Source organism: Acidovorax sp. FG27, from assembly GCF_040365715.1.
In the GTDB taxonomy this organism is placed as follows: Bacteria; Pseudomonadota; Gammaproteobacteria; order Burkholderiales; family Burkholderiaceae_C; genus Paracidovorax.
Genome location: NZ_BAABVY010000008.1, coordinates 295529 through 307528, shown reverse-complemented (window position 1 = coordinate 307528; position 12000 = coordinate 295529). Strand labels below are relative to the sequence as shown.

The 12000-nt window shown below is 70.5% G+C and carries 9 protein-coding genes; 5 read left to right on the top strand and 4 right to left on the bottom strand.

Going from position 1 to position 12000, the window contains the following annotated elements; genetic code table 11:
• Positions 1–265: 265 nt before the first annotated feature.
• Both ABWV53_RS06520 and mnmA read right to left on the bottom strand, forming a co-directional pair.
• Complete coding sequence (locus tag ABWV53_RS06520) at positions 266–1927, bottom strand: L-lactate permease (protein ID WP_353364148.1); 1662 nt, start codon at positions 1925–1927, stop codon at positions 266–268.
• A gap of 330 nt (positions 1928–2257) precedes the next feature.
• Positions 2258–3382, bottom strand: a complete 1125-nt coding sequence (gene mnmA / locus ABWV53_RS06515; RefSeq protein WP_353364146.1) for a tRNA 2-thiouridine(34) synthase MnmA — start codon at positions 3380–3382, stop codon at positions 2258–2260.
• A 220-nt stretch (positions 3383–3602) separates the two neighbouring features.
• On the opposite strand from mnmA, the gene ABWV53_RS06510 reads away from it, so the two are divergent.
• The 3 genes from ABWV53_RS06510 (at position 3603) to ABWV53_RS06500 (ending at position 5869) form a co-directional block, all read left to right on the top strand.
• Positions 3603–4010, top strand: a complete 408-nt coding sequence (locus ABWV53_RS06510) for a VOC family protein (protein WP_353364144.1) — start codon at positions 3603–3605, stop codon at positions 4008–4010.
• A 183-nt stretch (positions 4011–4193) separates the two neighbouring features.
• A complete protein-coding gene (locus tag ABWV53_RS06505; RefSeq protein WP_353364142.1) occupies positions 4194–5252 on the top strand; it encodes a pirin family protein in 1059 nt (352 codons plus the stop codon).
• A gap of 143 nt (positions 5253–5395) precedes the next feature.
• A complete protein-coding gene (locus ABWV53_RS06500; RefSeq protein WP_353364140.1) occupies positions 5396–5869 on the top strand; it encodes an FKBP-type peptidyl-prolyl cis-trans isomerase in 474 nt (157 codons plus the stop codon).
• A gap of 117 nt (positions 5870–5986) precedes the next feature.
• Here the strand turns inward: ABWV53_RS06500 and ABWV53_RS06495 are convergent, their stop codons facing one another.
• Complete coding sequence (locus ABWV53_RS06495; RefSeq protein WP_353364138.1) at positions 5987–7081, bottom strand: serine hydrolase; 1095 nt, start codon at positions 7079–7081, stop codon at positions 5987–5989.
• Positions 7053–8372, bottom strand: a complete 1320-nt coding sequence (locus ABWV53_RS06490) for a serine hydrolase (protein WP_353364136.1) — start codon at positions 8370–8372, stop codon at positions 7053–7055. Before ABWV53_RS06490 ends, ABWV53_RS06495 begins: the two co-directional genes overlap by 29 nt.
• Before the next feature lie 169 nt (positions 8373–8541).
• Here ABWV53_RS06490 and ABWV53_RS06485 point away from each other — a divergent pair, with 169 nt between their 5' ends.
• On the top strand, positions 8542–9510 hold the full coding sequence (locus tag ABWV53_RS06485) for a hypothetical protein (protein WP_353364134.1): 969 nt from the start codon (positions 8542–8544) through the stop codon (positions 9508–9510).
• A complete protein-coding gene (locus ABWV53_RS06480) occupies positions 9507–11876 on the top strand; it encodes an ATP-dependent DNA helicase (protein ID WP_353364132.1) in 2370 nt (789 codons plus the stop codon). Before ABWV53_RS06485 ends, ABWV53_RS06480 begins: the two co-directional genes overlap by 4 nt.
• Positions 11877–12000: the final 124 nt, after the last annotated feature.

Genomic DNA, 12000 nt, shown 5'->3' with positions numbered 1-12000 from the left:
CGCTCCAACCCGAAGGGCAGCGGTGTGGGCGGCGGTCTGCGGCGTTGCGGCGCTTGTGGATAGCCGTGCTATCCACTGCGCACCGCGCCTTGCACCCCATCCGCCCACACCGCTGCGCGACCCCTGGGAGATCGTAAACACGTTCTAAGGCCCACAACGCCACGGGCGCCCGAAGGCGCCCGTTTTGCTTCTATTTTGATAGCTGCATGCGCTTCATTCACAAGCGCTGCGGCCCGATACGGCACTCAAACCAGTGCCGCATCCGTCAATGCACCACCATCAGCGTGAAGGGCCAGACATACGCCTGCAGCGTCACGTACAGCCCCACCAGGCAGGCCAGCGCGATGGAATGGAAGAACACGTAGCGCAGGATGTCGCCTTCGTGGTTGAACCAGCGCGTGGCGGTGGAGGCCACCACGATGGACTGCGCGTCGATCATCTTGCCCATCACGCCGCCCGAGCTGTTGGCCGCGCCCATCAGGTTGGGCGACAGGCCCAGCTGGTCGGCCGCCACCTTCTGCATGCCGCCGAAGAGCACGTTGGAGGCCGTGTCGGAGCCGGTGAGCGCCACGCCCAGCCAGCCCATCAGCGTGCCGAAGAAGGGGTAGAACACGCCGGTGTTGGCGAAGGCCAGGCCCAGCGTGGTGTCGGTGCCCGAATAGCGGGTGAGGGTGCCCAGCGCCAGCATCAGCACGATGGTCAGCAGCGAGAAACGCACCAGCCACACGGTGCGAAAGAAGGTGCGCACGATCGCCACCGGGTTGTACTTCATGAAGATGGCGCTCACCACCGCCGACACCAGGATGGCGGTGCCGGTGGCCGACAGCAGGTTCAGCGTGTAGACCGCGCCTTCCTTGGTGGGCACAGGCACCACGGGCGGCACCTTCTCGATCAGGTTGTGCAGGCCGGCCATGGGGAAGGCGGGCGCGAACAGGCTGTTGAGCCAGGCCTTGACCGGCGGCAGGCCCCAGATGAAGACGAACACCGAGAGGATGACCCAGGGCGTCCAGGCGGCGATCAGCTCGGCACGGGTGTGCTGGGCGACGGCCTGCGCGGGCTTGGCTTCCGATGCGCTCACGTCGCGGCCGCGCAGCGAGGGCGAGGTCCACACGGTCTTGGGCTTCCAGACACGCAGGAAGGCCACCAGCGACGCCATCGACACGATGGCCGCGATGATGTCCACCAGCTCGGGGCCGATGTAGTTGGCCACCAGGAACTGCGGAATGGCGAACGACAGGCCGGTCACCAGGATGGCGGGCCAGATCTCCTTCATGCCCTTCCAGCCGGCGAAGGCCCAGATCAGCCAGAACGGCACCAGCAGCGAGAAGAATGGCAGCTGGCGGCCGATCATGGCCGTCACTTCCATCAGGTCGTAGCCGTGCACCTTGGCCAGCGTGATGACCGGCGTGCCCAGCGCGCCGAAGGCCACCGGCGCCGTATTGGCGATCAGCGACAGGCCCGATGCGGCCAGCGGCGAAAAGCCCAGCCCGATCAGGATGGCCGCCGTCACCGCCACCGGCGTGCCGAAGCCGGCCGCACCCTCGAAGAACGCGCCGAAGCTGAAGGCGATCAGCAGCAGCTGGATGCGCCGGTCCTCGGTGATGCCCGAGAGCGAATCCTGCAGCACCTTGAAGCTGCCGTTCTGCTCGGTGAGCTGGTGCAAAAAGATGATGTTCAGCACGATCCAGCCGATGGGCAGGAGGCCCGTGAAGCCGCCGAAGAGCGCGGCGCGGCCCGCCATCTCGGCCGGCATGCCGTAGGCGAAGATGGCCACCAGCAGCGCGGCGACCAGCCCCATGCCGGCGGCGATGTGCGCCTTGATGTGGAAGAAGCCGAGCGCGGCCAGCATGACCACCACCGGGATCGCGGCCAGCGCGGTCGAGATGATCATGTTGCCGAACGGGTCGTAGATTTGCTGCCAGGTCATGGTGTTGTCTCCGGTGCTTTTGGTGTGCCTAGTGCGTCGATCGGTGAACGGCAGAGACCCGTCTTTCGGAGGCGCCCACGGGCCGCCGCCACGGTTTGGCTGTCGCGAAGCGCACGACTGTAGGAACAAAGTTCCGCAGCGTGCGTGAAATCCAGTCTAGGCGCGATTGAGACGATTTCAAACCCGTCAGCGCGGCGTAAGGAGCGCGCCCCGAGGAGGTGCCGGAGGCCGGAATTCCGGCCCCATGAAAGCACCCCTGCGGCGCGCAGGCAGGGGTGCCAAGAAGGTGGAACGGGCGGCCGGCGCCGCGCCGTCATCGGCGCGAAAGGCTCAGCCGCAAGCGGCGATCACACCGCCGCCCAGGCACACTTCTCCGTCGTACAGCACGGCGCTCTGGCCCGGCGTGACGGCCCATTGCGGGTCGGCGAAATGCAGGGCAAAGCCGCGCTCGTCGCCCCCGGCGGCATCGGCGAACGTGCAGGCCGCGTCCTGCTGCCGGTAGCGCGTCTTGGCGGCCAGCGGGCCGGCGGCGGGCGGGTGGCCGGCCACCCAGCTGGCGTCGGCCGCCTGTAACGTGGGCGACAGCAGCCAGGGGTGGTCATGCCCCTGCACCACGCGCAGGGTGTTGGTGTCCAACTCCTTGCGGGCCACGAACCAGGGGGCGTGCTCGCCCGCGCCGCGCTGCGCGCCTTTTTCCTTCACCCCGCCGATACCCAGGCCCTGGCGCTGGCCCAGCGTGTAGAACGACAGCCCCTGGTGGCGGCCCAGCACGCGGCCGCGCTCGTCCTTGATGGGGCCGGGCTCCTTCTGGATGTAGCGGTTGAGGAATTCGCGGAACGGCCGCTCGCCGATGAAGCAGATGCCGGTCGAATCCTTCTTCTTCGCGTTGGGCAGGCCGATCTCCTCGGCGATGCGGCGCACCTCGGTCTTGTGCAGCTCGCCCACCGGGAACAGCGTCTTCGCCAGCTGCGCCTGGTTCAGCCGGTGCAGGAAGTAGCTCTGGTCCTTGGACGGGTCCAGGCCCTTGAGCAACTCGAAGAGGCCGCTCGCCGCGTTCTGCCGCACCCGCGCGTAATGCCCGGTGGCGATCTTTTCGGCGCCCAGGCGCATGGCGTGGTCGAGGAAGGCCTTGAACTTGATCTCTGCATTGCACAGCACGTCGGGGTTGGGCGTGCGGCCGGCCTGGTATTCGCGCAGGAACTCGGCGAACACGCGGTCACGGTAGTCGGCGGCGAAGTTGACGTGCTCGATCTCGATGCCGATCACGTCGGCCACGGCGGCGGCATCGACGAAGTCGATGTTGGATGAGCAGTATTCGCTGTCGTCGTCGTCTTCCCAGTTCTTCATGAAGATGCCGACCACCTCGTGCCCCATTGTTTTGAGCAGGTGCGCCGTGACCGCGGAATCGACCCCGCCCGACAACCCGACCACGACCCGTTGCTTGCTGCTGTTCATGGGGCGGGATTATCCCCATGGGTGGGCGCGGCCGCCGGCGTGGGGATTCGGCGGACACCCTCTTTTTGCTATCGAACACATAGCTATTAGCCTTTGATTATCGAGCGCTGGAGGCACTTTCGACCTCGAAGAAAGGCGCTACCCGGCTTGCTTGGCAACGCGGGCGGCGGCGCTCACAATGGCCCGAGCCCCCACAACCATTCGCAGGAGACACCTTTCCATGGCCACCCAGATCTTCATCAACCTGCCCGTTCAACACCTCGAGCGTGCGAAGGACTTCTACGCGGAACTGGGCTTCACGTGCAATCCGCAGTTCACCGACGAGAAAGCCGCCTGCATGGTGGTGAGCGACACCATCCACGTGATGCTGCTGGCCGTGCCGTTCTTCCAGACCTTCACGCCGCTGCCAGTGGCCGATGCGCGCCAGACCACGCAGGTGCTGCTGTGCCTGTCGCAGGACAGCCGCGCGCAGGTGGAAGCCCTGGTCGCCAAGGCGGTGGCCGCCGGCGGCACCACGCCCAACCCGCCCAAGGACTACGGATTCATGTACCAGCACGGCTTTCAGGATCCGGACGGCCACCTCTGGGAGCTGGCGTACATGGACATGAGCGCCTTTCCCCAGGCCTGAGCCCCCGACCCAGGCCTGACCCCCCGGGCGCCCGGCGCGCGGCACCGGTCGTTCCATGCGTGCACCAGTGCGTTGCACGTGCCTGCCCTGTACAGACGCGGATGCGTCCCCATCTGCGCAGGGCACGGCCATTCGACGCACCTTTGCGCAGCCCGGCCGCATGGCAACGAAGGAGAACGCCCCATGCCCACCCCCACCATCCTGAACCGGCAGCCCCTGAACGGCGGGCTCTGGCCCACGCTCGACCCGTTTCTCTTCTGCGCCCACCACGACGACGCCTACCCCGCCGGCACGCCCGCGCTCGGCCCGGCCGCGTCGTCGCTGGCCGGGCGGGACATCGGCCAGGACTTCTCGGGCAAGGACGGCTGGAGCATGTACCACGGCGACGTGGTGCCCGGCTTTCCGCCGCACCCGCACCGGGGCTTCGAGACGGTGACCATCGTGCGCGAGGGGCTCATCGACCACAGCGACTCGCTGGGCGCGTCGGCCCGCTTCGGCCAGGGCGACGTGCAGTGGCTCACGGCCGGCCGGGGCGTGGTGCATGCCGAGATGTTCCCGCTGCTGGACGCCGCCGGCCCCAACCCGCTGGAGCTCTTCCAGATCTGGCTGAACCTGCCCGCCCGCCAGAAGATGGTGGACCCGTACTTCACCATGTTCTGGTCCGAGCGCATCCCGCGCCTGGCGCTGCGCGCAGGCAGCGCTTCGGAAGGCCCGGCCACGCACGTCGCCGTCATCGCCGGCGAGCTGGCAGGCGCCGCGCCGCTGGCGCCGCCGCCCGGCTCCTGGGCCGCGCAGGACGCAGCGGACGTCGCCATCTGGACGATCCGCATGGAGCCCGGCGCCCGCTGGACGCTGCCCGCCGCCGCTGGCGAAGGCACGCGCCGCATGCTCTACCACTTCGCGGGCAGCGGCGTGACGGTCGCGGGCGAGGCCACCGGCCATGCGGCGCTCGAGTTGCGCGCCGATGCCGCCGTGGAACTGGTCAATGCAGGCGCCGAAGACGCCGAATTCCTGCTGCTGCAGGGCCGCCCGCTGAACGAACCCGTGGCGAAGTACGGCCCCTTCGTGATGAACACGGAGCAGGAGATCATGCAGGCGCTGCAGGACTACCGCCGCACCGAATTCGGCGGCTGGCCCTGGGGCGAAGCGGCCCCGGTGCACGGGCCCGAGCCCCGGCGCTTCGCACGCCGACCGGGCGCGGCGGCGGACGAGCTGCCCGCGCAGGCCGCCGCGGCCGGCTGATCCGCGCGAGGGGCGCGAGGGGCGCGAGGGGCGGATGCTCCGCCCCGCCCTCCGGGCCGCAGAAGGCCCCATGCCCGCCACCGGCTGCCCCATGGCCGACAATGGCGGGCTTCTTTTCTCCCTTTTTTCCAGGACCGCCGCCCATGCAGATCGCCAAGGACACCGCCGTCACGCTCAGCTACAAGATCACCGACCCCGCTACGGCTAAGCCGCTGGATTCGGGCAACGTGGCCTATCTGCACGGCGGCTACGACAACCTGTTCGCCAAGGTCGAAGCCGCGCTGGAAGGCCAGTCGGTCGGCCACACCGCCACGGTGGACCTGGCCGTGGCCGACGCCTTCGGCGAGCGTGACGAGAGCCTGGTGCGCACCATCCCCAAGAGCGAGTTCCCGCCCGGCGTGAAGGTCGGCGGCCAGCTGCGCGGCGTGGGCGACGACGGCCAGCCGGCGGTCTTCAACGTGGTCAAGATCAAGGGCCCCGAAGTGCACCTGGACGGCAACCACCCCCTGGCCGGCCGCGCGCTGCGCTTTACCGCCAAGGTGACCGAGGTGCGCGCCGCCACGCAGGAAGAGATCGCCCACCGCCATGTGCATGGCGGGCATGGCCATCACCATTGAGGCGGCATGGAACCGGCGGGCGGCTCTCACGCTTCACGCTATTCATTTCATAGCTACTCGCGCTTGAACATCGGGCGCAAGAGCATCAAAACACCTTGAATTCAATGGGACGGGTGCTCACCCCCGCGCCTTGATCGCCGTCTGCGTGATCGCGCGCCCCAGCGCCTCGAAGGCGCGGCCGGCCTGCTTCTGTTCGTCCAGGCCCTCGGCGCAGGTGGCCACGACGATGGCGCGCTGGCCGCCGTCCTGCGGGTCGATCACGCCCATGTGGCAGGCGCGCTGGTGCTGCGTGCCGGTCTTGTGGATGAAGCGCACCGTGCGCGGCAGACCGGCCTCGAGCCGGTAGGCGTCGTAGGTGTCGAACTTCAGGTCCTTGTAGAGCAGCTGCTGGTGTTCGGCGTTCACCAGCTTGCCGCGCACCAGGTTCTCCAGCAGGCCGCCGTAGGCCACCAGCGTGGCGGTGTTGTCGCCGCTGCGGTAGAAGCGGGCATATGCCTCGTCCATGGTCTTGACCTGCAGCTGCCCTTGCGGCACGTCGAGCGCCCGGGCCAGGGCCTGCACGCGGCGCGGGCCCATGGGTGCGCCAGCGATGCGCACCAGGTCGGTGTGCGACAGCTGCCGCGCCTGGGGGCTGAACTCGCTGTAGACGCCGTAGCGCACCTCCGAGAAATCGGTGATGCGGCCGGCGCCCGCGCCGAGCAGGGTGCGGGCGCGCTGGGCGATGGCGTCCGGCCCGGCCGAGCGCATGAGCATGTTGGCGGCGGTGTTGTCGCTCTCCATGAGCATGCGGCGCAGCAGGTCCTTCACGTCGTGCCGGGTGCCGTTGTCTTGCCACACCACGCCGCCCGAGCCATCGACCTTGTCGCTTTCCTGCAGGGCCAGCTCCTGGTCCATGCGCAGGCGGCCCTGCTCCACGCTCTGCAGCACGGCGATGGCGATGGGCAGCTTGGCGGACGAGGCCAGGTACCAGGGCCGGTCGGCCTGGTGGGCGAACACTTCGCCCGTGTCCAGCCGCTTGATGTAGACGCCCAGCTGGCCGGGCGTGTCGCGTTCGATGCGCTGCACCTGCTGGCCCAGCGCGGCCACCCAGGCGCCGGGCGCGCCCATGTCACCGGCGGGGGCCGCGTTCTGCGCCGCGGGCTGCGGCTTGCTGGCCTGAGCCTGAGCCTGGGCCTGCGCCGCGTCAGGGCTCGTCGCCGCGCAGATCGTCATCCACAGCAGCAGGCCCAGCGGCAGGGCGCCCGGTGACGGCGGGCATGGGCAGGGCGTCCGGCGCGCGCTGGTGGGCGTTGGCTGGATAGGCAGGCACGGCTTGGCAGGGCGTTTCATGGGGTTTTCCGTGGGACAGCAGGCCGGACTGGCAAAGCGCGATGCCCACCTGCCGCAGCGTGCGGTCGGACCGGGCGGTGGAGAGTTCGCCCCGGGTACAGGCGACCACGATGACGCGGGCGTCGCGCGGCTGCTGGGCGGTGGGGGTGACGGTGACGAGGCCGGAATCGCAGGTACGGGCGCGCTGGGTGCCGGTCTTGTGGGCGAAGCGCGTGCCGCTGGGCAGCCCGGCCTTGATGCGCTGCGGGCCGGTCTTCACGCGCTCCATCACGCCCAGCAGGTAGCGGGTGTGGGCGGGGTTCAGCAAGCGGCCTTCGACCAACTGCGCCAGCAGCTCGCCATAGGCGTCGAGCCGGCCGGAATTGAGGCCGGTGGCGTAGTAGGCCTCGAACGCGTCGCCCACGCCGATGGGCGCCAGGCTGGCGGGCGGCACGCGCACCAGCCGCGCCAGCGTCTCCTTGACCTCGCGGTCGCTGCGCTGGGCCTTGAGCGTCAGGAAGTCGGTGCCCGACAGGTGCATGGCCTCGGGCGTGAGCTGGCTGTAGGCATGCCGGCGCACGTCGGCCAGCGTGGTGATGCGCTCCAGCCCGCCGGGCACGGCCTCCTGCGCCACGGCGTTCACGGCGGGCTGGCCGACCAGGCCGATCAGCATGTCGCTGGCGGTGTTGTCGCTGTAGATGATCATCTGCTCGAGCAGCCAGCGCACCGTGAGCGCCGTGCCCACCGGCTGACGCTTGGCGGGGCCGGCGCCGTCCACGTAGTCGGCCTCGCGCAGGGTCAGGGGCGTGTCGAGCGTGAAGGCGCCGCGCTCCACGCCGCGCAGCACCGCGATGGCGACCGGCACCTTCACCGACGAGGCGAGATACCAGCGCTCGTCTGCATGGAAGGACATCGCCTCGCCGGTGTTCAGGTCGCGCACGTAGACGCCGAACGGCGTGGCGCCACCGGCTTCGGCCCGTTCCAGCTCGCGCTGCAGCGCGCGTGCCCACGCCGCCGGGCGTGGCTGCGTCGCCCCCGCCGCCACGGGCGACGGCGATGCCAAAGGGGCCTGCGGCTGTGCCACCGCGGCAGGGGGCAGGCCCTGCAGCGCGGCCCAGGCCAGGACGGCGAGGGCGGGGCGCAGGGCGCGCGAAGAAAGGGTGGGCGAAGGGCGCGTGGTCGGGTGCAGGAGCATGGGCAGCGTGTCGTGGCTTCGGGCAGGAACCCGAAGAAGCAAAACGGCCACCTACCGTAGCCTGGTCTGCCAGGCGGCGGCGTAGCGCCGGGCGCGGCGTTTTTGTCGGACAGGGGCGCATGGCCTTGGGCCAGCACGTTCCATCCACTGTTTTTATACTCAGTGGTTCATGCCGGACTTCCAACCCACCCGCACCCACCGCACCCGTTTGATGCAGATCTGGCGCTCCGCCGGCTGGCCCTGCAAGGACGCGCTGGAGATCGACCTGCTGGCCGCCCGCCTGGTGGCGCAGCACACCACCCGCGAGGGCCACGAGGTGCTGCGCCTGACCGACGCGGGCATCACCCTGCTGGCCGAGGCGCGCCAGCGCGGACTGCGTGCGCTGTCCGCGCACGACCGGCTGGCCGAGCGCTTCGCCGGCCATCTGCTGGCGGCCGGGCGCATCGTCTGGCGCGAGCTGCCCCTGCGCGCCGCGCTGGAGGCGCCTGCCGCACCGGCCGATGCCGTGCCCCGCCCCACGCCCGCCGGCGCGCCCCGCCTCTGGGCCGACGACGACGCGGACGGCGCCCCTGCGCCCCCGCGCGCGGCCCAGGTCTGGCGCATGGCGCGGCCCGACCTCTTTTCGGTGCGCAACACCAGCGTGCCCGCCTACCTGCAGCCCATGGTGCACGAGGTGAAGGCCAGCCGGGCCGATCTGCTGTCGGACCTGCGGCACGCCGACAAGCGCCAGGCCTACCAGTGGCTGTGCGAGGAGTGCTATTACGTGTTCCCGGCCGGGATCGCCACGCCCGAGGAAATTCCCGAGCAGTTCGGCGTATGGGTGCTGCACGGCAAGGTGCAGGACCTGGGCCAGCCCGGCGACAGCAGCCGCTTCGAGCTGCTGCGGCCTGCGCGGCATGCCCGTTGCACGCTGCCGTTTGCCGTGTGGATGACGCTGTGCAAGGCGACCCCCGTGCGCGGCCAGGGCGAGCCGGCGCAGGCCCAGCTGGGCGAGGGCCTGCCCGCGCCCGAGGCGGCGGGCGATGCCGACGCCGGGGAAGACCTGGTGGCGCTGGCCGACGCCGCGACGCCCTGCGGACCACCGCCGGCGGCCGAGGCCGAGCCCGCGCCCGCGCCGCCACCGGAAAGCGCCGTGTGACCTACACCGTCGCGGTGCGGGAGCTGTGCGAGTTCACCGCCAAGGCGGGCGACCTGGACCTGCGCTTCACCCCCGCGCCCACCGCGCTCGAAGGCGTGGCCGGCCACACCGTGGTGGCCGGGCGGCGCGGTGCCGGCTACGAGCGCGAGGTGACGCTGGCCGGCGACTGGCGCGAAGGCGCGCGCCACCTGCGGGTGCGGGGCCGGGCCGACGGTTTCGATGCCGCCGCCGGCCGGCTGGAAGAGGTCAAGACCTTCAAGGGCCGGCTCGACCGGCAGCCCGCTTCGCACCGCGCCCTGCACTGGGCGCAGGCCAAGGTCTATGGCTGGCTGCTGTGCGAGGCGCGGCAGCTGGCCGCCATCGATGTGGCGCTGGTGTACTTCGACATCGGCAGCCAGCAGGAGACGGTGCTGACGGAACACTGCACCGCCGAGGCGCTGCGCGCCCACTTCGACACGCAGTGCCGCCGCTTCGTGGCCTGGGCCGAGCAGGAGGTGGCGCACCGCGCCGCGCGCAACGCCGCCCTGGCCGCGCTCGCGTTCCCGTTCGGCGCCTTCCGCACCGGCCAGCGGCCGCTGGCGGAGGCCGTCTACCGCGCCGCCACCGCCGGCCGCTGCCTGCTGGCCCAGGCGCCCACCGGCATCGGCAAGACGGCGGGCACGCTGTTCCCGCTGCTGAAGGCGGCCCCGGGCGAACAGCTGGACAAGATCTTCTTCCTGGCCGCCAAGACCTCGGGCCGGCAGGTGGCGCTGGATGCGCTGGCGCGCATGGCCGGCCCCCCGGGCCCGGGCGGCGCCCTGCCGCTGCGCGTGCTGGAACTGGTGGCGCGCGAGAAGGCCTGCGAGCACCCGGGCCAGGCCTGCCACGGCGACGCCTGCCCGCTGGCGCGCGGCTTCTACGACCGGCTGCTCGCCGCGCGCGCGGCGGCGCTCGCTACGCCTGCCACCGCCACCGCGACCACCACCGGCCCGCTGGCGCTGGACCAGGCCCGCGTGCGCGAGGCCGCGCTGGCCCACGGCGTGTGCCCCTACTACCTGTCGCAGGAACTGGCGCGCTGGGCCGACGTGGTGGTGGGCGACTACCACTACTACTTCGACCTGGGCGCGATGCTGCATGGCCTGGCCCAGGCCAACCAGTGGCGGGTGGCCGTGCTGGTGGACGAGGCGCACAACCTCGTCGAGCGCGGCCGGCGCATGTACACGGCCGAGCTGCTGCCCGGCACGCTGCACGATGCGCGCCGCTCGCCCACCGCCGCCGCGGTGCCGGCCGTGAAGAAAGCGCTGGACCGCATCCGCCGCGCCTGGGCGGCGCTGGACAAGGCCGTGGAGGCGGAAAGCCTGGCGCCGCCCGCAGGGGCAGACGGCTATGTGGTGCGGGAAGACGGCTTTCCGCCGAAACTGCTGACGGCGCTGCAGCAGGGCAGCGGCAGCTTGAGCGAACACTTCGCCGAACACCCGGAACAGGCCGACAGCGCCCTTCAGGCCTTCTATCTCGAGGCCCTGCAGACGCTGCGAATGGCCGAACTGCTCGGCCCGCATTCGATGGTCGACGTGCAGCGGCCCAGGGGCGCGGCGCCGGGCGGCTCCACCGTCTGCGTGCGCAACATCGTGCCCGCGCCCTTCCTCGCGCCGCGCCTTGCCGCCGCCCGCACCGCCACGCTGTTCTCGGCCACGCTGGCGCCCACGCACTACTACGCCGACCTGCTGGGCCTGCCCGCAGGGCATGCGGCCACCGAAGTCGCCTCGCCCTTCGCCGCCACGCAGTTGCAGGTGCGGGTGGCGCGCCACATCTCCACCCGCTGGGCGCACCGCGCCGCGTCGGCTGTGCCCATCGCCGACCTGATGGCGCGGCAGTTCACCGAGCGGCCCGGCAACTACCTGGCGTTCTTCAGCAGCTACGACTACCTGGCCCAGGTGGCCGAGGCCTTCGCCCGGCGCCACCCCGCGCTGCCGCACTGGTGCCAGTCCCGGCGCATGCAGGAGGCCGAGCAGCGCGCCTTCCTGGCCCGCTTCACCGAAGACAGCGAGGGCATCGGCTTCGCCGTGCTGGGCGGCGCGTTCGCCGAAGGCATCGACCTGCCCGGGCGGCGGCTGATCGGCGCGTTTCTCTCCACCCTGGGACTGCCGCAGATCAACCCGGTGAACGAGCAGATCCGCGCGCGCATGGAACGGCTCTTCGGGGCGGGTTACGACTACACGTACCTCTACCCCGGCCTGCAGAAGGTGGTGCAGGCGGCGGGGCGGGTGATACGCACGCCGGAGGACGAGGGGGTGGTGCATCTCATCGATGACCGGTTTGCGCGTGCCGAGGTGCGCGGGCTGCTGCCGAAGTGGTGGGTAATTCAGCAAAGCCTGAACCGGCTTTAAAAGAAATGCTCAGCATTTCGCTGAAATGACCAGAATAGAGGATGCTGGACAGTTGTTTACGTTTATTGCGCCTTCTGTCAGCGCGACGTAAGCACCGTTGAGCCGAATCTCCCCCCTGGATCTG